This window comes from Mycetohabitans endofungorum, from assembly GCF_037477895.1.
In the GTDB taxonomy this organism is placed as follows: Bacteria; Pseudomonadota; Gammaproteobacteria; order Burkholderiales; family Burkholderiaceae; genus Mycetohabitans.
In genome coordinates this window covers 1,096,180-1,120,481 of the sequence record NZ_CP132744.1, presented here as the reverse complement: position 1 = coordinate 1,120,481, position 24,302 = coordinate 1,096,180, and the positions used below count along the sequence as shown (strand labels likewise).

Here is a 24,302-nt window from a genome sequence, read left to right as displayed (position 1 = left end):
CCATGACGGCATAACGCGCACGTCCTGAGCCCGAGCAACCCTGTCCCCGGCCAACGGCTAGGGGCTACTTTGCCGCCTATCGGACGCTGGGCTGCGGCTTGACCGGACCCAGCAAGCGCGGCACGCGGCGCTCAACGCTCGGCTGCGCAAAGCCCGCCGTGTCACGGCGCAGCATACGCAGCTGTGCCGCCGGCGCTGGTCCAATCGAATCGATGCTGGTTGGGCGCGAAGCATCAGCCAGCCCTGCTTCCACGAGCAACTTGGCTTCCAGCTTCAGGTTAGTCAGGCGCGCCGGAAATCGGCCAATTAGGACTGCAACGCGCCGCGCAGCACCTGCTCACCCAGATAGCCCTCGATCCTTGAGCACCTGGCCGCACTTATCGTAGACAAACGTGCCCGCACTCAGCACGAAGTCATTGGACGCGTACGTGTTGAAGTTGGGCTGAGCCGGGAATACCGATGATTTCAGTTCCGCCGCGATCACACGATACTGGTTCTTCACCTCGTCGGCCCAATTGAAGCGGTCCGGGAAGAAGCGGATCTTGGTCTTGTCCTCAAAGAACGTCGCAAACGACTCGTTCAGCCACACGTCGTCCCACCAATCCAGCGTGAGCAGATTCAAGCGATTGAACTGGTGCCGAGGTTAGGAAACGTAATCCAATAGGTCGTCACCCTATTGGTTATTCCGGTGGCTATGCGCCGCATACCTGAGACAAACCCGCCCTCGGGCAGGGCGTGATACCCTCCGTAAGCAGCCCCGCCCGCTGCAGTGGCAAATGTTATCGCACCGGTGCTCGCTGGGAGTGCACCGATTCCCACCGCACCTAAAACGGCGCCTCCAATCGCGTACCCTGCCGCCGCCCTGATCCGGTTCCCCAACAACCAGCCTGCCACGCGCCACCCGAATTGAGCAGCCCGTCCCCCCCATGAGCGCCCTCCAGTCAGCCCCATAGAATGGGCGACATCTCGAACCAACGAAACCCCGGTGTCGAATATAGATTCGCCCAAACTCCGGGTGTACGCATTGATGGCATCGAATCCCAGCCAAAGCCGGGCCCGCGTTTGGCGTGCCATCGCCCCAGCCGCCTGACCTACTTCTGTGGCTCCTTCAAGTTGGCCGTGTAGATAACCCATTGCACCACCGCCCAATGCCGTCCCAACAAGCGCCGGTATATCCGCCGCCGTTTCAACGCCAACGGCTCGTGAAATACTTTCATATTCCCCCACCGCCACGCCGCCCGCATGGGCACCAGCTACGCTCGCTTCAGCATTTTGTTCCGCCCACCCTAAAACTGAAATCGGCGCGGTACCGGCCATTGCCACCGCGGCTCCAGTGTGCGAGGCGCCATGCATCTCGGCTGATACAAACGTAGTGGCCGCAGAACGAGCGCCGTAACTTAGGATTCCTCCACCCTCCCGTTGGATCTGGTGAGCCTGATGAGCGGCATGCCTTCGTGCAAGCCGTGAGGCGGCCGACACCGCAAATACCGCACCGCCAATGGCCGCCGCAATACCCACGCCCGCGACAACAAACGGCGCTGCGCCGACGGCTGCGGCAATGCCCCCCGCCACCGCGGCGGCCGCTCCTCCCCAGCGCAATGCCCTACCGACTTTGCTCAAGAAACTCAGTTGCTTGGGGGACGCCGTCGCAATGACAGATTCCTGGTGACGCCGGGTCGCATCCCCTGCGTCGCCGCGTCTGAATCGCTGGAAAGCTTTATAACCTTGGTAGCCCGAGTAAATGAGCCCTGCAGTCGCCGCTACCGCGCCGATGACCACAGCCGGCGCGCCCAACGCTATGGCGCCCGCCGCTACGATCGGCGCTACCCATGGCACCACCTTCGGGCCGTGCTTTTTTGCCATGGTTTTAAATAGCTGCCAATTCGATGCCTTTAACCCATTCGGATCCGCGTGGTTGATGGGATTATTTCTCACCATCGCGTAAAGATTCAGACCATCAACCGGTCCTGCTGGATCGGCACTTGCCCAGCGCCCCAACCACGGCTGGTAATAGCGATGGCCGTAGTAATACAAGCCCGTCGCATCACGCTCCTTACCTGCATACCGGACAAACTTATATTTCACTTCACAATCGTTGCCGCCCCACACCGCGGTGCCGCCGTACGGGTAGTATTCTTCGCGCGTCAGAATGCGGGCGTCACTGTCCAGCTCCAGGTTCACCGAGCCGATCAGATTACTCACGCTCCAGCGATATTGGTCGTTCGGTATCTGTGTGGGCTGCCCGGCATGCCAATGCAACACGCGCACCGCGCCGTCTGCAGCAGAAACCACGTCCAGTGCCTCTTCGACGTTCTCGCCCACGCGTGTCGTGCGAAGCTCCAAACCCGGCAGGTAGATCACCTCTTCGGTGCGCCACGTGCTGCCGGTCTTCGTGCGGCGCTGTTTCCACACCCGCATCCCGCTGCCATCGTAGCCGTACGTTTCCCGGTCATTGTCATCATCATTGCCGCGATCGACGATCGTCACCTGCCTTAACTGGTTGCGCTCATTCCAACCAACGGGCTGGCCGGGCTGCAATTGCAAACTGTTGCCATTACAATCAAAAAAACCGCCGCCGTCGATGTCTTCCGGGCGCAGATTGCCTTGTTCAGTCTGCGCGACACCGTAGTTGCTTCGGGTCGCAATCACGATATCGTTGCGATAAGCGTTGTCCCCCTGGCCTTGATGGCGAATCGCGGTGAGGTTGCCCCCCCGATCGTACGTATAGCTGCGGGTGTAGTTGGTCAAATTGATCGGATCGCGCTGCGGTGTCGGCAGGCCCAGCCCCTGACGGCCAGCCGGGGCGTTCTCTCGTCCGCTGGCCTCCAGCAATTGGTACAGCGCGTCGTAGCGGTATGTGTGCAGCGGTGCCACTCGCTGGTTGCGAAAGTGGCGGGTTGGCTGTGTGGCGTCGCCCACGGTCAGGATGTTGCCAACCGGATCATACGTATATTCCTGCGCTTGCAGCGGCGTGCCATCGTCGCGGCGCGTGTTCGTGCACAGCAGGCGTTGCGTTTGGGCTTCATAGTCGTAGGTCGTGACCATGCCGTTGCCGGCTGTCTGGCTCAGCCGCTGACCGGCGGCGGTGTACTGGATGTCGCCAACGATAATCTGCTCGTCACTCGCGTTGGCTAGTTTTAGCCAACTCATCTGTAGCCGACCCGCCACGTCGACACGAAGGCGCTGCCGGTTACCTTTCGCATCCGTTTGCCAGACCGTTTCGCCCAGCGCATCGTATTGCCGCTCGGTGGTCCACGCATCGGCCGACAGTTGAGCCGCCCACGCTGCTTCGTCTTCGCCCGCCCAATTAGCCGGGGCATCCCGGTTGACCAGCAACTGTCTAGTATCCTGCAATGACTTCCCGCTTAGGGTGTATCCTGCCGTACGCACCTGGCCCGCCGAATCGTAATAGCGCGCCACCTGGCCTCTCAGATTATGCGCCGACGCCTGGGGCACTTGTTCGCCATAGAGGATGCGCTCGTGGCACCGCTCGACCTCTTGTGAAGCCTGAACGTAGGTGGCAACGGCACGCCCCAACGCGTCGCAGACCTGCCGCCATTGGGTGCCACGACCATCCTGGTTCCAGGCCATATGCCCTTCCACATCGAACAGCGCGACGCTCAAGCCCGCGTCCACGCTGTCACGGCGCAGCGCGCGACCGCTCAATGAGCTGACGCAATGCACATTGGGTGCCACCGTAGGATCCTGCTGCTGCGCGTCAAACAGGCGCGCATCGGTCATCGACAGCAGATGTCCCAATTCCGTGTATTGCGCCACACTCACGCGCTCGTCCAACGCCGACGTGCTACTGTCGCGATTGTAGTGAAGCGTGCGAATGCCCAACCCGCGGTTGTCCATCACGTGTATTACCGGCGTGCCTTGACAGACGTTTTCCCAGTTGGTTTCGTTCATCGCATACCTTTCGTGTTAGTCCACCCTGCGTTGGCAGGATTAGCCAGCCGTATCGTTTTCATCTTCATTGACGACAAACCACGGATAAACACTCGTCCTGCGCTCATACCCTTTCGCGGTCACGACTCGCACCGCCCGCCCGATCGGGTCGTAGTAGGTGGTCTCCGCATAACCACAGCTGCGCATCGCGCGATCCACGACATACGCCCAGTCATTCATGAAGTAGGGTTGGTAGTGGCGCACCGGCTGACCCTTGTTGTCGTATTCGATCCGCCCCGACACGGCCCAGCGTGGTGCTGAACCGGTATCCACTTCCTTTGGCTTGCCATCGACATCGACGACAATCTCGCCGTCGGCAGTACGCTGCCACGCCAACCCGCTGGGCACCTTGGCACAGCCCTGCAGCGTGCGGCCAAAGCCGTCCGTATACGCAACATCCACCCGAACCTGCTGCTCTGTGTCATTCGGATAGCGGTCAGCGGTCAGCGTCACGGCGTTCACCGGGTTCCGTGTAGCGCGGGCGAGCGCTTGGCGCACAGGTTCGGAAAGGCGCTTCAGCACGCCGCCACGCAGCCCGTCACGCGCGCTTGCGCGAATGTAACCCTGGGGCGTGATGAACCGTTCAGCGATCAGTTGCTGCCAACATGCATCCACTTCTCCTGGCGACAGTTCTGAGCGGGACACCTGACCCATCCACGCAAACAGATCCGTCGCATGAACGCTCGCCACCCGCTGCGTCGAGGCCCCGGCTTGCTCAATCGCCTGCTCCACCGTCAGACTCGTTGGTACCGGGGCAACCGTGATGGGATCAAATCCCACGTCGCGCGCCTGCTCCGTGCCGTAGAATGTGCTGGCCACTACGCGGCCCATCGCATCGAACTGCACTTCATGGTGGTTGTCGTTGACATCCGTCATGCGCCACGGCTGCAGAAATCGGTAGTCGTATTGCGCCGACGTGGTGTTGCCCAGCGCGTCCTGTACCTGCGTGACCGCACAACAATACGGATCGAACGAGAGCTGCGTGGCACCGGTGAGTTTAGTCTTTTGCACTTCGCTCGGCACATAAAAGCTGTCTGGCCCACGGTAAGTGCGATAGCCGCTGGCGATCACCCACACCGGCGCTTCCACTGTATTGGGCACGGCCAGTACGGTGGGTGAAGCCTGATAGCCGGCGTCCACGAGCTTTGCGGTCAGCGTCGGCTCATCGAATAAGCCGCCGTAGGCGGCCAGGCTCGATTGATCCAACTCCGCGACTTCCTGGTGATCGACCAGCGCCAGGAAATTGGGGGCGCCCTGGGTGTCCGTGTCCCGGTACACCACCACGCTTTGACCGCCGAATACGCGCACCTGGTCATCACCCAACAAACCATCCGCCTGGCTTAGATTTTCAAAATTCAGTCCCCCGGCCGGCACGCGCGCCGCGTCGTAGGTCAACGCGTTGCTGCGTTGCTGCCACGGCAAACCCAGCCGCCACTGCTGGGGATGCGTCAGATGCCAAACGCTCGCGCGCTGCTCAGTGAGCCGCAGGCGCTGCTGCTGTGGGTCGTACGAACTGTGCCAGGCAGTATCTGGTAACGTATCCGGGTAAGGCGACGTCGCCGGTTTGGCGCGCCGGGGATAGTGAACCGTCACGCTATGCAGCGGCACACCATAGGCATCGATGCGCAAAGTCACCGTCTGGCTGACCTGTGGATCGCCCTCGATGCGCTCGTACGCATAGTCCAGCTGCTCCAGCGGCAACGGCATAGCGACCGGGGCGTAATCGCGACCCGCCGCCTGGACCTCGCGCACCTGATAACGGGCTACCGTCACGCGATAGGGCACCTGCTGGTGGGGCGCACCGTCCAAACCATAGATTTCGCTGCGCAATACACTGCCGTTTAACGCGCGGTATAGCCACCATCGGCGCTTTGCATCCGGATCGTCGAGCAACACATCCTGGCTTGTCTCTGCATCCCATCGGGTCAAACGGCTCGGGTGGCAAGCGAACGCTTTGGAGTCCTGCCAGGGCTCGCCGTACAGCGCCGTTTCGTCATCCTGCCGACCCATGTGGTACCAGGTTCGAGTCAACCGCGGCGGTGCCTCGCTGACATTGCGCCCCGCGGGCTTCGCATCCTCGCCCGTATCTTGTGTCTCGATGAAGCCAAACCCACGAAATTCCCGCTCCTGCCCGTCGTAGACACCTTGACGATACCGGTATTGCTGGACCCGCTGATTGCCGGAAATTTCATCGAGTTGGATTTGCCGTGACACCACGTGCACCGGAAACGGCAGACCACTGGCTGAGCACGTGCCTTGCTGCTTTTCATCGAGCCATTCCTGAGCCGAGCTGCGGTAGACGATCCGGTGCGCCATCCCCATGTTGTTGTTAATGACATTCATCAAATAGGGCTTAGCACGGGCGAAATCGTAGCGCCAATGCTTCGGGCTCGGATGGGGCACCGATAGCACGACGCTGGCCATGCCCTGCCCTTGGATATCCGCCACGCTGAGCGCACAGAGCCGGTCAAAGCGCACGCCCGGCGGCAAGGCCAGATCGACGGGCGGTGCAAACCCGTTGCCCGATTGATTAAAGAAAATACGGATGTGGTCGCTTTGCGCATATAACAGATCGGCCGCGCCCGATCCATCCAAATCCGCCAGGTACACGCAAGCAGGATCAAATTGCTGCGCATTGAAGGGCAATGGCGCAAAACTGAACGGCTGCCCAAAGCGGCCCCGCCCAAGGTTTGGCCAGACCGTCACCTCATCGCAGCGAATGCGGATCAGGTGTTGCTGGCCAGAGCCCAGCAGGTCGCAAAACGCCACCACCTCTCGTGCATCGCGCCCGGCAATGGGAAGTGTCGATGCCTGCTCCACGTTGATGCCGGCCGCAAAGCCGTGCCGCTTGTTTGCGTACAAGCGCACGCTCTTGGGACCAATGAGCGCGAGGTCGGACAGCCCCGCGCCCATCAAATCGGCCAGCGTCGCCTGCTGGTTGAAAAACTCGACGGGCAGCGCCGAGAACGGCGTAAAAGTCGACCAAGTGCCGTCGGGCGCCAAGCTAAAGTAGCCAGCCAGACCAGGCTGCGTAACAAGCCAGTCCAGCCTGCCATCGCCGTTGATATCCGTCAGCGCCATCGCCGATGACTGTAGTGACGGGATCTCGGACAGTGGCCGCCACGCGTCGTAGGTCACCGCATCGCCGCCGCCGCTAGCCCGCATCGGCGCCCGGTAATACCAGAGGGAGCCAACTCGATACAAGAGGCCGGCGATGCCTTCGCCGTGCAAATCCACTAGTTGGTACGGATGCGCGTTATTCAATCCGGGAAAAAGTTCACATGGCTGCCACTGGCCCGATGACACCGAAGCGTCGAACGGCGTGTAGTCCAGCTCCAGCGGCGGCAGTGATTGCAGCGTGCCGTCTGGCTCATAAGCGAGCCGTTGCACGCCAACGAGCCGGGTAAGCACCGGATTCTCGTCATACTCGAGCAGCAGCCTGGCGACTAGCGTGGCGGGCTCGCCCAGTTCTTCCGGAAAGTGATGAAACATCAGCGCCTGACGACATAAACGGTGACAACGCACTTCGAACCCGTAGTCGTAGCGTGAAAACGCATCGCGCCTAACCGGCCAATGCTCAGTCGCCAACCATGATGGCCGGGTTTGCGGGTCGGTACCACGCTCGCCGTAATCGAACACTAGCGAGAACAACCATGACTGGTCATCTAGCTTCGATGAAGTGAACAGATACAGTGCGTCGGCTGCCAACACGTTGCCGTACTTCACTTGGGCCAGGTAGCGATTGGCGGCATGGTCACGCCTCGCTTCACTGCCTTGCAGGTCGACACCGGCATCATCCTCCGGCTTGTACCCATACCCAATGTGTTGCCCGTTGGGCGAGACCGATTCTTCGAGCAACCACACCGCGATATGCGACGGTTGCGCTGGATCGGCAATGCGGGCTGCGGTTGTTTTGCCAAAGCAATGCAGATCACCGCTCGCGTCATGAACGAGCCAGAAGTCACCGCCGTTGGCTTTGCCAATCCAATGCTCAATGCGCGCAAAACCGCGCTCGATGCGCGGAAAGTAACACGCCACCTGATAGGTGTCGTCCAATGCCAGGCCGTTATAGGTACTGACCTCAGCAGGTGGCACCACAGCGCCATCGGCATCGCGCTCCGGCTCGAGTACGTCGCCGCCTGGACCGACGAATGCGTCGCCGTCGCCGTATTGCGGCGTGCCGCGAGCGGTGTGTCGCCCAATGCTGGCTAGCCCGATGTTCCACCCGACGCCAAACGGGCCATTACCCCTGCCGCTCGCATAGCGCAATGCCAGTTGCGGCGCGTAGCCACGGCCGGCCGACACGGGCAGCGGCAGCGTCATCGTCGCGACGCCCGACGAGTCAACCGGCCCGAACGCCTCGCCCAGCCCACGCATGGCTCCGCCGCCTTTGGGTAGCGTCGGCTCGGATAGGGCGACATCGGAAGCTGACTGCGCTGACATAGTGACTCCTGAGGAATGCTGAAGTACTTTTTATCCTCCAGGCACTCGCCCAACGAGTGCCTGCGAGCAAATGTGAAGCAGGAACTACGCGTCTCGAATAATGTAATGTAGGTGCACGATGATGTCGTTTAAGTTCGCCACCACATCTCGTTGTGCGTTATCGTCCGTGCCCGCATGGAAAATATTGAGCGACAACGTGCCCTGAGTGACATCCATGCCCTCAAACGGCAAGAAACGGCTGTCGTTAAAATCGGTGACAAACCGACCGCTATCGTTCAGGCCGTGCGAGAGCGTCGCCGTCTCCGTCCCTGATGTCAGCGTCGCCTCGATGTCTTGATAGGGCCCCAGCAGCGTCGGCAGCGTTACCGCAACGCTCTTGATGCGACGTACCTTTTCTTTCATGTTGTAGGATTTGTCCAGCTCTAACACGCTCAAGTCCAGCGTGGCTTGGAAAACATTGTCCTGCAGCGACAGGCTCACGCCCCCGGACGGTGACACGGATTTGCCATCCAACACATCTTGAATGATTTTCCTAAAGGTACCGGCACCAAATAATGTATTCAATGATACCGTACGTGTTGCCTCCAATCCATCAGCACCACGTGCCAGCCACACGCTTTCAAGCTTTTGCAGCTCCACACTTAACCCTTCGCCCGCCAGCAGACCCTGCCACAAGTTGTCCCATACCGGTACCCGGAACACACCATCGGTGTCTTGGGTGCCCAGTTCTTTCACAAGCGCCGCTTTTGCCTGCAGGCATACCGGCAGCGTAACATCGTACAGTTGGTAATAGAGCGCGGACAGGCGCGCAGCCAGCCAGTTATATAAAGCTTGTCCGGTAAAACGGGTGGTCTGAAACTCGTACAGCGCCTGGGCATGCGCTTGCTCGGTCTCAGCCAATGCGATTTGTTTTTGGGCCATCGCAATTTGTTCGGTCAGGCTCTTGATTTGTGCATCCAGCTGAGTCACTTCATTTTTAGCAATATCATGCTGCAGTTGCCACTCTTGCTGACGGCGCTGATAGCTGGCCGTCACCTCCGAAATGCCCGCACTTTGATCCTGCGCGCTCGCCGCAGCCTGTGTGGCATGCGCTGCACCTAGCACAGGCGCACCCCATTGAGACCCACCGTTGGCCAGACCAAATGTATTCGGTGCCGCATTCGCGATGCCACCGGCAATCAGTAACCCCGTCGCCGCCAGATTGGTCGTCATCGCGGTGCTGCGCAGCGTCAAGCCAGCGATTTCCGCCTCGGACAAGTTACCGTCAATCAAGTTACGAAAGTGAGTTTGGCGCAATGTTGCGCCGTCACGGCTGGCTTGCAGCGCGCTCAAGCTATGTTGCAGCCCTTTCAGGTTACTTTGCTGCAAGTCTGCCTGCTGTTTCAGCACCACCTGCTGCTGCGTCTGTAGCAACAGCGTCATCTTTTCATTGTCCTGACGCTCAAGCGCTATCTGCAGGCTGCTGCCAAATTGCGTCAACAAACCCACCGCGTTGCGCGCACGATCTGCCAACAGCGGGTAACGCCAGCCCTGCACATGGCTCTGGCCGTCCATCGCACCGCTGCTGGCGCCGTCGCCTCCGGCTTGCTGGCGCTGTAGTTCAGCCGGGTCCACCGGCGTCGCATAGAGCGGCAAATTCAACGGTTGACCATCAAGACTCAAGTTATGACGCAGGTTATACAAGCGCAGTTCAAGTTTGTCCCAGTAGCCCAGCAACACATCGTTGTACGGCGGCAGGAAATGGCCGTCACCCATGTCGGCCGTGTCACCCGTGCGCAGCCAGCTCGCGAAGGTGAGTGAGTCGGATGGACGGCTGCGGGTCGGCTCGACAATCGCCCCCGCCTCGGCGCTCAATGTCGGATTGGGCCACGTGTTCGTGATGCGGATATCCGGGCGCGGTCCGAGCAGTTGCTGCGCCTGAATGTAATACATTTTGGCTTCGACTAGTGTGTCGCGCTCCAGCATCCGATACGCGTGATCGCCCCGTGCGATCAGCAAGTCCAGCGCATGCAGAAAGATCGCTAGCTTGTAGTGCATTGGGTCGGCCACCGCGATGACGTCTGGGTCCGTGGTCGCCGGCTGGCTCGTGTCCCAGGCAGTGTCAAGCTGCAGCGGCATCACATTCCAATAGCGTGGATTGCCGCTGTCATCGTGAAGCGGATTACCATCGTCATCGCGATAGCCGCTGCTATTAAAGATACGCTTAAACCAAGTGTTTGCTTCGTCATACCGTTGTTCGGTTTGCATCCGTACGGCCACCAGGAACGGGATATGGAAGAAAATTTCCCAAATGTACATTCCGTAAGGGCCGCTAAACGCGGTTAGACCGCCTAAATCCTTTTGCAAGCTGTAATTAAACAGCGCATCCTGCCGATCAGAAAAAAGCTTAGCCAAATCGACATTTTTTGGCAGCTTCAGTATAATTTCTTCACCACTTGGCAACTTAAAATTTTCAGATTCAACAAATTCCCCGTAGCTATCGTAATTTATAAAATTTTTTAATTTTTCAATTTTTTTTAAATTATCGAAATTTGTATTGCATGCAAATTTTAAATAATTAGAGCTAGAATCGCCCACCCCATGAGCAATTTTCAAAATCTTTTTTTGAGAAAAATCATTATTATTTAATATATACCTCCCCACATCCTTTAATTCTTTAAATACATTTCCAAATTCATCTACCAGCGTAACTCCAAAGCTTGGTCTTGCACCCGTATCAGAATTGATAAAAACGAAATAATCTCCAGAAAATATAAATTCTGCATCAGAAGTATATTGCGTTTTTACATGTTGATCTTCAACGGTGCCAGTTACACCTTTTCTCTCAATCTCCTCAAAGTGACATGCAAACATTTTTCCCTTTGAGCCCCAACTAAAATTATTATCCATACCCCAAATATTTTTGGCGTAACTAAATCCCTCACTGCCCTTATCTATTTTGTTATACCAGCAAACATTCAATCTATTTTTATCCCAAAAGAGCTTGACCAAACCCTTATACGGATCCCCGATTCCAGCAGTTATTTCCCGCCACTCAGTCCACTGGTCTGGCACCAACTTACCATTCGCTCTAGTGACTAGCGTTAGCTTTCTCCAATAAAATTTGTAAGGCTGACTTTGAGTTCGTGCTGCAAAAAATACAGCCTTTTCATCCTCGCCTTTGGCCGCATTAATATACTCAAGGTTGGCAAGAGTATTATACTCAGTTAGATACTCACCTAACTTTTTCTGAACCAGCGAGTCACTTAATTTCCCTTGCGATATCCCTTGCTCTAGGGTCCGAAATAGCTGGGTCTTATTCAACCGCAGCGTGGGATCGATATAATTTCCCGCATAGAACCTAAGCCGCTCCTTACCAGCCCACGTGCTGTAACGTCGATTAAAAGCGTCCCAGTTGTACAGGAACTTATCCTGTGCAAAGTAAGGCTTCGCGGTGCTCGCCAACTCGCCGTCATAGCCTTCCATCGCCCGATGGATAAACAGCTGCAGGCTGCTAATCGCTTCGGCCAGTGGTGACGTGCTCACACGATCGCTGATTTGGGTGTCCAGCAGCAGATACTCGTACAAATCATTGGCGGTATGGATGCTGTCCTTCAAACCCGTCGGCACCTGCGTCGCAATATAGCGATCGACCAGCGCGTCGCGTCGCGCTTCCTTTAAAGTTTGGGAAAATAGCGAAGCTGACATAACTGATTTCCTTTGAATTCGATTATTGATGGGCGCTGATCCCTGCACTTAGATTCTGAGCCACGGCCGCTAATAAGGTACGGTCTTCAGCGGACGGGTCGGCCCGCATCATCGTCTGAAGTTGCTCCAACGTGGTGGTCCCAACGTTCAGCGCTTGCCCCACACGCAACCACGTTAGCAATTGCCACAGCACATCAAAGCTTTTCGGCCATGTGTTTTTTCCCAATAATGAGGCATTCATTTGCGCGACGGTCTTCGTGTCCAGTTTATGCAGCGACGCGATCAGCGCGGCGGCCGCGTCAAACGTCATCTCCTGAGCATTGAGCTGATCAAAACAGCGCATCGCCTCATCACGGGAAACCACAACCTGCGTTTGCCACTGCTTGAAGCGCGACAGCGTCAATAGCAATGTCATATCCGGTGCAGGAACAGTGATGGCTCCGGCCACCAGGCGGTCCGGGTAACTTGTGAGCAACTGCAAGTCTTGTTCGGTCAACGTCAGCCATTGCGCAATCAGCACCAGCTGACTGAGGCGCTGCGTCGCCAGTACAAGCGCCGTATCCTTTTGCAAGTCGTCCAAACTCACGTTGGCTTGACTGAACCGTGTTTGAATGGCATGCCAGTAGTTAGCCAGCGTATATGCATTCTCTGTATCCACTGTGAGTTTCTCTAGCCACGTGGTCACTCCACCCATTACATTGCTTTTGAGATTGAAGCCCGCACCCAACGCACGCAATACTTTTTGCTGCAATCCTTCGTCCAGCGCGTCCTGCCGAGTGGCAGCGGTGCTTGAGGGATTGACGCTATCACAGACGTTTTTCAGAAAATTAAACATCTCCGCGGTAGCCGTGCCGCTCCAAACAGTACTCACCATTCCCTGCAGCTGGAGCAGGTTTAGTCCCACTGAAGCCATCCAGTCCAGGATCTTTTCCGTGCGGCTCAAAATCGCCAAGGGCGCCAGCGACTGCGGCTGCCCTAGCTGTTCCAACAGTGTGTCCTGCCCACCGGCCATCAAGCGCCACAACACTTCGGTTTGTGTGAATGTCAGCCCTAGCAAACGCGGAATTGCACCAAAGCGATACAGCTGACCTGCGGTGTGTTCGTCCAATGTAAATTTGCCTGCGTCCCCGAAACACCAACGGCCAATCCGCTCGAACTCGTCGCTGGTCACACTCAGCGCCTTGCAACAGATAGCGGACAGCGCATCCTGCTGATCTCGTGCATAGTTCACCGTTGTGCCCAACGCAATCGTGTCACCACCGTCGGCCGGGCGGAACGCGGACGCGTAAAAGCTAGGCACTTGACCCGGCGCATACGGATTTGCGGCACCGATAAAAGTCACAAACGTGTTGACGTCCAAACCGTAACGCTGTTTCAGCCGCACATATTCGGCCAAGGCTTCCAGCACGGGTTTGTCCAGTACCGGCTTATTGTGATGTTCCGGTACGCAGCGACTCGCATTGACGATCACCCAATCCAGCGCCTCAAACGATAAGCTGGTTAAGTTGGACAGGCGCACCAGTTTTTCTGCACGGCCTGCCAACTCGACCACCGTCTCATCCGTCAAGTTCAAGTTTTTGCCATCTTTCTGTACCCACAAATAGCGGGCTGGGTCCGTCTCAGTGTCGTCCAATGCACCATTCAAATAGGCTGCACCGTACTCGTTCACTCGAACAGGCTCTTGCTTGCCAAACTGTAAAAAGCGACTGCGCGCGCCGCTTTCCTTGCCGTTTTTATCGTAAGCGTACTGCGCGGTCAGCTCCAGCAATTGGTTAAAGCGCAGGCGGGTTTTTTCACAGAAGATGGCAATTGAATTGAGCGTCGTCGCTAACGAGCCCGCACTGCGCAAACTGGCGTCCTCCATACCGTAATGGTCGACGATATCCGTTTCGCTCAACTCAGTGTTGGTCATCAGCTGATAGCTGACCGGCGTCAGCGACAACGTCTCACGCGCCGGTGGCGAGGGCTGCTCAAATACGACTTCGGGAAACGGCGTTGAGCCGTCTTCGATCGGATTGCCTTCGGCATCTTTGCACATCGTCACCAACAGCGCCTTATCCCGTGGAGCCGTTACGGTTAGTGCGTCTTTCCAGTTGGACTGACCGGAAGTGTCTACCCCAACATACCCTTTTTCGGTCTTCAAATAGTATTGATTTTTTTGCCTGCCGGGTATCAGCGTGATCGGCAAATGAAAACTGGGTCGAGGTTGAGTGCCACCCGATCGGCTTGCCATCTGCGCAAAATCCCCGTCCTTATCGGGATTGGTATTGTGATTGCCTCTTAGAAAGCAGCCATTTAACACGTTGGCGGAGCTACCTGCCATCTGTGTCCCGTCCGGGACACCCAAGTAATAGCAATGTTGTTCAACTGACCAGCTCAACACCAGAGGGGCTACGATGGCTGCGGCTGCATGATCAGCATTGCCCGCGACCAGTTGCGCGCCAATGATCCCACTGCCGTTTGTATAATGTGACAGATACACCATGGGCTCTGTGTCGCCGTCTAGCGCTTGCAGATAAAATACATTGCCCGTCAGGTAATCACCGTCTGCCCGCGCACTCCCGGCGCGACGGGCAGGACCGAACGCAGAGACTTGCTGCGAAACGGCCTGAGCGGTGGCATCGGTCAGCGTGTCCCACAGGCCATTTAACGTTCTCGCCTGAGCCGACAACGCGGCATTGATTTGCGCCAAATTGTCGTCGTAGGGCAGCGTCATCGGAAAATATCGATCAGACAATGCGTCGATATGCTCACCGCCCGATTGCAGCACCTGCAGCAAAAGATCGAGCGACGTGATCTGTTGCTGCATCGTGGTTTCGCTCAACACCAAGTTTTTTAGATCCGGCCGACGTTGATCAATATGCAAACTGCTGGAATTTGCATCGTGCAGTGCACTCGCCACGCGGTACAGCGCGGCAGCATAACGGCCTGGTGAAAACAGCGATTGAATGGAGGCAGCGTCCGCATAGGCGCTGGCTCGCTCCATCAAATCAGAGAAGTCGCCATCACCGCCAATATTGCGAACCAGCGCCTCTTTTAAGGCGGGCGCGTCAGGCTGGGTGTTGAGCTTCGCGAGTCTTTGGATCACCGGCTCCTGGCGCAGTTGCCAGGCGCGATAAAGGGCCTTCAAATTGGCCGCGCGCTCACGCGCCTGACAGTACACTGCGCGAGCATCTTGCGCAGTTAGAGATGGCACGGATTCGATAAAGGCGGCACGACTGATCGTCGCGATGTCGAACACATTGCGATAGCCGGCATCAAGCAGCCGTTGGTCTGGATTGCCCGACTGAAAGGTGAGTAGGTCTGCCATCTTTTTTAGAACGCTAAACAATAAGGGAATAAGTTGGGAAAGGTGGGTACGTGCCTTAGAACAACCACGCCACTTTCCAGTTCGAATGCTGCAGCGCAAGCGATTTTGGCCTCATGAACCGTTGTAAAATCGACGCAAACAACATAGCAAAACGCATTTTTTACGTTGTACTCATCATTTTACATAAAAAGGGTACCACGCTTGGTTAGGTCAGTGTTACACCCGCGGCCATCTAATCGAGCCTGCCATACGAGAGATTGATTGCCTCAAACGACGGCGCTCAACACCTACCTATCTTGAATGCAAAACGTCGTGATGACGCACAACGCGCTCACAGCAAAGCTGTCCCGCTGTACGTTAAGCGGACAAAGTTTGGGAACGAAATAAAACAGGAAAAGTAGACTTGCCACGCAGGCGCGAGTCTATGATGCTCAAGCTGGGGTACTTCTTCATTTTCTTCCCTCCAGACGTCGTTTGTATTCAGCCGAAACGGTTACTGCGATGCGCCTGTTCGCTGGCAAATCACCTCATCATTTGACTGCGACTCACCACGTATCCAAGCGTCGTGCTCAACTGCCATATGCCGCTTCGACACCTAAGGCAGCAACCACTATAAAGCACTAGCCGGAAAGCATTCAAGCAAATTCCCTTTGTTCAATGCGACAAATTGTCGTGGGCACCATCAGACGTTGGCCTGAAAAGGCTGCACCGCCTCGCAGAAATTAAGGTCACTGAAGACAGGAAGTGAATTTGCCCCCGTACTTCCGGATACCTTCTCACACTAAGGTTGATGAATCGGTCCTGCGCCGGAACTCGCGCGGCGAGTGGTCTTTCAGCGGGCTATGCGGGTACCTTTCGTTGTCGTGCTCAAAGGCGACGAGACGCTCGTGTAGCTTCTTAGCCGTGATGCCGGGCTTGGTTTCAAGCCATTGCTGTATTGTCGGCCACGTATGCTCGCATGGATCTTCCCGGCTGCGCCAAGTGTGGGCAACGCGCGCCTTCGGTGATGCGTCGCTCTTACCTCGCCATCCTGCCACGCTGTGCCAAGACTGGCCAGGAAATCTGCCAGGGGAGCGCGAGCAGGGGTTGTTGCCTGCGGCAGCGCTTGTTTCGGCGACGCCTCGCCCACAGGCGTGCTCGCGCTCGATTGGCAGGCGCGCCGCACCTCAGCGACACTACGCTCACCCGCCAGGCTCTCTAATTGCGTTTCAAGCCGCGCGATCTGCCGGTCCAGCTGCTCACACTTGCGTCCGAATTGCATGCGCTTGAGTTTGTCGATCTGCGCCTTGAGCTGCGCAGTCTCCAGATCGTGCTCAGCAAGCTGAGCACGGGCCTCGATCAGATTGGCTATTAGCAGCGTCACCCGAATCGTCGGCTCGGCGCGGTTCATTATGAAGATTACGTCATGTAACGCTGCTTCGTCGGGGCATTTTCGCATAAGTCTCCTCCGATTGACGACCAGTTTTCGCAGGCCGCTTCACTATGCAGTGGGAGCCGCTTTTCTGCCGAGCGATGCCCGATATGCACGCCAAATAGTTTGATGTGGCACCGCTAGGTCACCGACCTGTGCTTCCAACTTACGAGCCAAAATCTGGCTGCTTTTGGCCTCTTGCGCCGCAGCGTAAGCTGCATCAGCCGTCGTTCGGCCGGTCGTCACGTGCACAAGACTCAATAGGGCATCGCAGTTGAAACACGCGGGAAAATCATCTCCCGCCTTACCTAGCTTATTGCCTACGAGCCTTTTGGTGAAGATGACAATATCCGTCATGCTAGTGCCATTTTGCAATGCATGATTAAACGCCTGGACTTCTGCATGGAGCGCTGGCACGCCTGGAAAGGTTGAAAGCGTCCCTTGCCTGCTCCGCTCCGTATGCTGTATGTGCAAGCTCGTTAAGTGCGCAATGCCCGTGTGCAGCGGGTTGATTCTCTTTGGATCGCCGCGTTTACTCTGGTTTAAGTCATCGTCGCGCTTATAAAGCCAGCTACCCTCTTCATATTTGGATTCTATTGCTGACATAAATGCTTTTTTATCATTAATTCTATAGCTTGTATCTTGTAGCGCGATTCCGTTAAATGTGTCTTTTTTTCCTAAACTTGCTGGCAGATTGACAAACCCACCTTCATATTCTTGCGTACCAATCTTATATACGGCAGCATACGCGTTGAAGTCACCTAGCTCTTTACTGCGAGGACGATATGTGTCGCTATCCCCTTGTTTATTTTTTTGCGCAGGTTTCAATTTATTGAACTGTTCAGTTTTCTGTTGAACCTCTGCCAAAAAATTTTCCGCTTGTTGTGAAAAGACTTCGTAGGCTGCCTGAACACCTGGAAGAGCCAAGACAGCTCTCGTCACACGAGACGGATCGGGCGCGCTTGGCAAGTCGAGCCAGTCGACGGTTCCGTACAACCCCCGTGCATCAAATCGTGTTATCGGATTATTTCCGACCATTTGGTAAAGGTTAAAACCATCAACTGTTCCCGCTGGATCGGGATTCAGCCATCGTCCAAGCCATGGCACGTAATACCGGAAGCCATAGTCATAGAGCCCGGTTGCATCGCGCTCTTTGCCCGAGTAACGTACAGTCTTGTACTTGGCTTCAAGCTCGCTTTTCGCCGCCCACAGTGCGGTGCCACCATACGGGTAATATTCTTCGTAGGTCAGCAACTGCGCCTCGCCATCGAGCTCTAGTGTGCTGGAACCCAGGTGGTTACCCAAGCTATAGCGCGCTTGATCGTTATCGATTGAATCCGGTTTGCCCACCTCCCAATGCAGGACCCGCAGCGCGATGCCGCCCGCCTCCACCACAATGATTTGCAGACGCTCATTGACGGTTGACTGGTTGGCCTCATCCGTGGCGGCCTGCCGATGTTCGCGCTGCTCAAGTCCCGGCAAATAGCGCACGTCTTCCGTATGCTGCTGGGAACCCGCAAGCCAGCGGCGCTGCTTGCGCGCGCGTTGGCCTTGATCGCTGTAAGCATAGCGCTCGTCATCATCGTCACCCGTGTCGCGTTTGACCTGCACGGTGCGGCTGAGCTGATCGCATGCGTTCCAGTCCACGGGCTGGCCAGGCTGCAATTGTGTCAAATTGCCGTTTTCGTCGAAATATCGATGCACTTGATCGGATTGCTCGGTCCACTCGCAGGGCACCGCGCGGTTCGAGCGGGTCGACACGGTCATGCGTAGCGTATAGTCTTGCGCCCCGGTATGCTGGATGCAATGTAAATTGCCGCTCGCATCATACGTGTAGTCGCGCGTGTAGTTCACGCGTTGCGTGTCGTCCAAGCCTTGCCATGGCGGCAACGCGGCACTTTGTTGCCCGGCCCGCGCGCTTTCCCGCCCGGTGGCGTGGACCAATTGATACAGCGCGTCGTAGCGATAGAGGCTTGTCGCTGTCACACGCTGGTTGCGCGTATAGCGCACCGGCTGCGCCGCATCATCGATTTGCGTGATATTGCCCACCGGATCATACGTGTAGTTCAGATCCTGCAACAGCGCTTTATCGTGCTCACGCTGCACACGCAGCTGCGTCAAGCGTTGCGTGGCTGGCTCATAAGTATAGGTACGCACCACGCCATTGCCCGCGCACACCTGCAGCGGCTGGCCAGCCGCGTTATAGAGGAAATCCGACGCGACGCAGCACTCGTCTTGGCCGTGCTGACCGGCTAAGCGTAGCCAAACCGTTTTGAGCTGGCCAGCCATATCGGATTCAAAGCGCCGGCAATGCCCGCCCGCATCGGTGTGCGTGAGCGTTTCGCCCAGCGCGTTATAGGTCCAACAGGTTGTATAGCGCTCGGGCTCGAGCAGCTTAGTCTGCGCCGTTTCCGCTTCCGGCCAATCGGGCGCGTCCAGCGTCGCTAAAAAGCCGCGCGTGGCGCTCAACGCTTGACCACTCAAGCTATAGCCACCGATTTCGGTCACGCCCGCTGGATCCGCATGGCGAATCAGCTGACCACGATCATTGCGGCGCGCGTCGCTGTCCGGCGCCCCATAGTTAAACCGTTCACGGCACGCTTCTGCGGCGCCGGCGGGTTGCTCAAACCGTGCGCTCTGACGGCCGAGCACATCATAGGTCCAACGCTGACGATGCCCATTGCCGGTCGCTGTCCACATGATCAGCCCACGCGCATCACGTAGCTGCAGCTGCGCGCCCGCATCGACGCTGTCGGTACGCAGCAGCTGCCCTGAGAGCGTGCGCTGGTAGCGGAAATTGACTGAGTCCTTCGCGATGTGCCGCGGATCAGCACTGCTCACCAGCGCACCACTCGCATCGAATTCATGGCGAGTCACAAGGACTTGTCGCTCGGGAACTTCGGGTGTGCGATTGCGCCCCGAAATATCGGGCGTGCGGTTGTAGCGCACTTCGCGCACCGCTAAACCCTGATTGTCGCGTACCTCGACCATCGGCGTGTCGCGATACAGCGGATCGTCGCTCGTGTCATTTTCGTCTTCGTGCGCGTCAAACCAGACATCAAAGCGACTACGCCGCTGAGATCCTGCCGCGGTGTACACCCGCGTATTGCGGCCCAACGGATCATAGTAGAACGTGTCGTGCGGCACGAACTGCCGCAGCGATGCATCGTTCACATAGCGGGGCGTGTCCACAAAATACGGTTGGTACACACGCACCGCTAAACCTTTATTGTTGTATTCGACGCGACCTGAGACCGCCCAACGCGTCGGCGTATCGTGGCTCACCAGCTGTCCTGCTTCGAGTGCCAGGTTGCCCTGCGTATCGGTTGCCCACGCGGGACCGGGGGCAACACGCTGCTTGGCTTGCAGTGCACGGCCGAAGCCGTCGGTGAATGCCACCGTGCAGCGGATCTGCCGATGCGTGTCGTCCGGATAGCCATCATGCACCAAACTCGCCGTATGCACCGGCGTACGGGCAGCGTCATCGAGCAGCGCTCGAATCTGTGCCCAGCGCTCGGCTGATAGGCCGGGGGGCGCGGCGCTCAGCCACCGCCACCGCGCGCGGAGCTGACCGCTGGACGTGAGCAGCCCCTGTTGACACAGCATGGCTTGTTCAACGTCGCTCAGTACGCCATCCTCGAGCTGACCCATCCAACTAAGTGGCGCATCATAGGAAACGCTAGCCGCGTGCTGGATCGCGCCGATGGGGTCGGCCAGTGCCGCGTCGAGCGTCGTGACGGCGGTTCGATAAATTTCGACCGGTGCGAAACCGATTTCGCGATCGTCTTGCGTACCGTAAAAGCTGGTGACACGTATCCGGCCTAGCGGATCGTACGCCGCTTCATGCCGGTTCTCATTCGCATCGATCACGCGCGTCGGTTGCAGCCATCGATAGTCATACTCGGCTTGCGTCACATAGCCCAATGCGTCGGTCACGCGCGTCACACAGTAGCCGGACGCATCGTATTCGATGCGCGTTTGAGCGCCGAACGCATCGGTTTGATGGCTGAGCCGATAGAAGTCGCTCAAGCCCAGATAATGCGCGCGCGGCGATTCCACCCAGTAATAGTCGTTGCCGTCTTCGTCAAACTTTTGATACTTTGCTTGCGCCATCCATTGATCGAGGTCGCCAGGCGACGGCAAGTCTTTGCAGGCTTGCTCCAGCTGATCCCGCGTCACCTCGGCCTGCCGTGTGCAGGCCAGCAGCCCCTCAAGCGTTGCCTGACCGAATGGCAATTTGGTACCTTCCGTATCGACATAGTTCAGGCGTTGCCAACCAATCAACTCACGCGGTGCGGTATCCAGTCGACCGTCGGTCAACTGTTCGTAACCAAGACTCTCTGCTGTACTGGCCTGCGGCTGCAAGGCTGCCGTTTGTGTTTCGCACGGCAGCCCCAGCCGCCAGTGTGCGGGCCCCTGATCCAGGTGAATCCACCGATGCCGTGTGCACCTCACGCGCAACGTTTGCTGTTGCGGATCGTTATACTCGACGGGTGTAGCGGGATTGATTCGCCGTGGATAGTGCACGGTGGCCGCCTCGGTCGGATAGCCATAGGCGTCCGCGTGCAGCAGCACGTCATGCGTGATCATTGGATCGTCGGGCGCACGCTCATAATGCACGCTCAATTGCTCCAATTGCTGCGGCAATAGCACGCGTGCGCCGGGCGCATCGTGCACCACGCGCACCTGATAGCGGTATGCGCTTACCGTGTACGGGTGCGCGGCCGCCGGCGTGTCATCAACGCCGTACACCTCCTCGCGCAGCACGTGCCCGCGTAGCGCACGACGCATTTGACGCAATAGGTCGGCGTCGGGCTGCGCGATCGGCTCACCTTGGTCATCGACCCAGCGCGTGGCGCCCAGCGACGGCGCTTTCTCATCGCCCGCGTAATAGTCGGCATCGGGCGCGTCGTCTTGCTCGGTGCCGACGCGATACCACGTTTTAGTCAGCACTGGTGCGCTGAGTGTATCGTCATCCGGTTGCGTGAGCGCCTCGCGCTCAGTGTCCATATGCGCGACATAGCCAAAGCCACGAAACTCGCGCTCGTGTCCGTCATAAAAGCCGTGGCGATACGTATAGTGTTGCGTCAGTGTATTACCGGTAATCTCATCGGTCTGGATCTGTTGCGCCACGAGCGGCACCGGAAACGGCAGTCGGCTCACCGCGTCGGGCGTCTCGCGCTTTTCGTCAAGCCACGCTTGCGCGGAGCTGCGATACACAAGCTGCGTGTCCAGTCCCCGGTTGTTATTGACTCGCTCAAGCAAGTATGGTTTGCTACCCGCGACAAAGTCCACGATCCAGTGGCGCGGGCTGGGATGCGGCACGGTCAATACCAGCGCCGCGCAGCCGGTGCCGTGCACGTCCGCGAAGCTGACTTGACACGTGTCGTCATAGCGCACGCCGTCGGGCCACGCGAGCGTCACCGGCTGCGCAAACCCATTGCCGCCCTGGTTCAGGAAAATGAGCAATCGGTCACTTTCTAGATAGATCAAGTCAGCCGCGCCTGAGCCGTCCAAGTCCGCGAGCCGCACGCGTGCCGGATCAAACGTGCGGGGCTCGAACGGCAGCGGCGCGAATGGAATCGCCGCCCCGAACTGGCCGCGGCCCAGATTCGGCCAGCACACCAATGCGTCGTGACGCACGCGCACCAAGTGGGACTGTCCCGAGCCGAGTACGTCGCTGACCGCGACCAGTTCACTCGACGCGCCGCGACCGCTGGGCAGCCGATCCGGCGCATGCTCGACGTCTTCGGGCGCGCCAAAGCCGGCCTCGCGCCGGTTTGCGTACAGCCGCACGCTTTTGGGGCCAATCAGTGCCAAATCTGGCAGGCCGGCACCGATCAGATCGATAAGCTGTGCGTCCGGATGCAAGAATTCGGTTGGAAACGCACTAAACGGCACAAACGCTTGCCAGTGCTTATCCGGCCCCAACGAGAAAAAGCCGGCCATGCCAGGCTGTGCCACGACCCAATCGAGCTGCCCGTCGCCGGTCAAATCCATCAGCGCGTGCCGCGTGTCGGGCCCCAAGCCGCCAACTGGCACCTGCGGCAGCGGCTGCCACGCATCGTACGCAATCGCGTCGTTGTCTAACGTCGCACGAATCGGCGCACGATACCAATAACTACTGCCATCGCGGTACAACACGCCCGGTAGGCCTTCACCATATAGATCGACCATTTGATAAAGCGCACCATCATTGAGCCCCTTCAGTGGTTCAAACGGCGTGAACTGACCCTGATCCAGCGTAAAAGCACCAAAGCCGAATTCGAGTGGCGGCAAGCTAACTGCGGCTGCTTCGCCGCTGGCGGGATCGGGTCCGTAGCCAGTGACCCACGCGGCGCGCAGCCGCGTAAGGACCGGGTTTTCGTCATACTCGAGGTACAGCCGCCGCACCAGCACCGGGTCGGCGCCGAGCGCGTCGAAGCGGTGAAACAGCAGCACCTGCTGACACAGCCGATGCGTGCGCACTTCAAACCCCGCCGCATACTCGGAGAATGGATCGGCCCGCGCGAGCCATGCATGCGTCGGCGCATAGGTAGGCAACGCCTCGGGAGTTTGCGCATGCTCGCCATAGTCCAATACCAGCTCGACATGCCAATCGGTAGGCACCGGCGTGTCATTCGTTAAGTACAAGTCGGCGCACGCTTGGCGGTTGCCGTAGCACACACGCTTTAGATACCGCTGCGCGCGCCGCTCGCGTGGCTGCTCAATGTCGGAGCTGATATCGATGCCGCTGTCATCTTCACCCTGATAAGCATAATACACATGCTCACCGTGTGGCGTGACAGTTTCTTCGAGCCACCAGCGTGCGATGCGCTCGGGCATGGCCGGGTCGGCCAAGCGCGCGGCTGCCGTATAGCCAAACAGATGCTGCGCACCGTCTGCGGCTCGCACACGCCAAAAGGCGAGCGTGGCGTCGTCTTGCGCTTGCCAGTATTCAAGCCGATCAAAACCGCCCTCGACGCGCGGCGCGAACAGTGTGACGTGAAACGCGCGACCGTTCAGCGTCTGAGTTGGTGCGTCGCCGACGCGCACCAGTACTGTGCCGCTCGCATCGACCCATTCGTCCGTCTCTGTGTAACGTGGCACGCCTTTCGCGGTGCGCCGGCCAATGCTGGGCACACTCAGCGCCATGCCTAGCCCGAATGGGCTATTGCCCGCGCCACTGCTGTAGGTGAGCGCTAGCGCCGGCGTGGCACTGCCTACTTCGGTGAGCGGCAATGGCAGGCTCAAAGATGCGGTGCCGCTGACGCCACCGGCACTGAGCGTCTCGCCCAGCCCCTGAATGGCGCCACCGCCTTTGGGCAGTGACAGCGACGGCACACTGACGTTAGGCGCAGTTATTTCAGCTGGATGAGTCGTATTCATGGTTTGTACTCGAGAAACAGGCTACTGAATATAGAAAAACGCCGTTCGGTGTCCTCTCGCATCTATGCGCTAGCCGACCGGCCATACCATCCCGAGTTTGACCAAGTGCTTAACGTGGCTGTCCGAGCACGA

General features: G+C 58.0%; 6 protein-coding genes and 2 pseudogenes. All 8 read right to left on the bottom strand.

Annotated elements, in window-relative coordinates; translation table 11 throughout:
- Positions 1-76: 76 nt before the first annotated feature.
- The 8 genes and pseudogenes from RA167_RS04970 to RA167_RS04935 all read right to left on the bottom strand — a co-directional run bounded on the left by RA167_RS04970 (position 77) and on the right by RA167_RS04935 (position 24,170).
- Complete coding sequence (locus tag RA167_RS04970; RefSeq protein WP_338877268.1) at positions 77-259, bottom strand: hypothetical protein; 183 nt, start codon at positions 257-259, stop codon at positions 77-79.
- 53 nt (positions 260-312) lie between these two features.
- Positions 313-619: pseudogene (locus RA167_RS04965) on the bottom strand (M1 family aminopeptidase); the annotation flags it as partial.
- Complete coding sequence (locus tag RA167_RS04960) at positions 619-3,912, bottom strand: RHS repeat-associated core domain-containing protein (protein ID WP_076786826.1); 3,294 nt, start codon at positions 3,910-3,912, stop codon at positions 619-621. The gene RA167_RS04960 and the pseudogene RA167_RS04965, both read right to left, overlap by 1 nt.
- 39 nt (positions 3,913-3,951) lie before the next feature.
- A complete protein-coding gene (locus RA167_RS04955; RefSeq protein WP_076786824.1) occupies positions 3,952-8,394 on the bottom strand; it encodes a SpvB/TcaC N-terminal domain-containing protein in 4,443 nt (1,480 codons plus the stop codon).
- A gap of 84 nt (positions 8,395-8,478) precedes the next feature.
- The gene (locus tag RA167_RS04950; protein WP_076786822.1) at positions 8,479-12,081 is read right to left on the bottom strand and encodes a neuraminidase-like domain-containing protein; all 3,603 of its coding nucleotides are present in this window, start codon (positions 12,079-12,081) and stop codon (positions 8,479-8,481) included.
- A gap of 22 nt (positions 12,082-12,103) precedes the next feature.
- The gene (locus tag RA167_RS04945; RefSeq protein ID WP_237574313.1) at positions 12,104-15,490 is read right to left on the bottom strand and encodes a Tc toxin subunit A; all 3,387 of its coding nucleotides are present in this window, start codon (positions 15,488-15,490) and stop codon (positions 12,104-12,106) included.
- Between the two features lie 680 nt (positions 15,491-16,170).
- Positions 16,171-16,652 (bottom strand): annotated as a pseudogene (locus RA167_RS15625) (hypothetical protein); the annotation flags it as partial.
- A gap of 219 nt (positions 16,653-16,871) precedes the next feature.
- Positions 16,872-24,170, bottom strand: a complete 7,299-nt coding sequence (locus RA167_RS04935) for a SpvB/TcaC N-terminal domain-containing protein (RefSeq protein ID WP_175972441.1) — start codon at positions 24,168-24,170, stop codon at positions 16,872-16,874.
- Between the last annotated feature and the right edge of the window lie 132 nt (positions 24,171-24,302).

Coding starts and splice junctions, on each gene's coding strand:
- RA167_RS04960 (WP_076786826.1), bottom strand. CDS start 3,912: ATGAACGAAACCAACTGGGAAAACGTCTGTCAAGGCACGCCGGTAATA.
- RA167_RS04955 (WP_076786824.1), bottom strand. CDS start 8,394: ATGTCAGCGCAGTCAGCTTCCGATGTCGCCCTATCCGAGCCGACGCTA.
- RA167_RS04950 (WP_076786822.1), bottom strand. CDS start 12,081: ATGTCAGCTTCGCTATTTTCCCAAACTTTAAAGGAAGCGCGACGCGAC.
- RA167_RS04935 (WP_175972441.1), bottom strand. CDS start 24,170: ATGAATACGACTCATCCAGCTGAAATAACTGCGCCTAACGTCAGTGTG.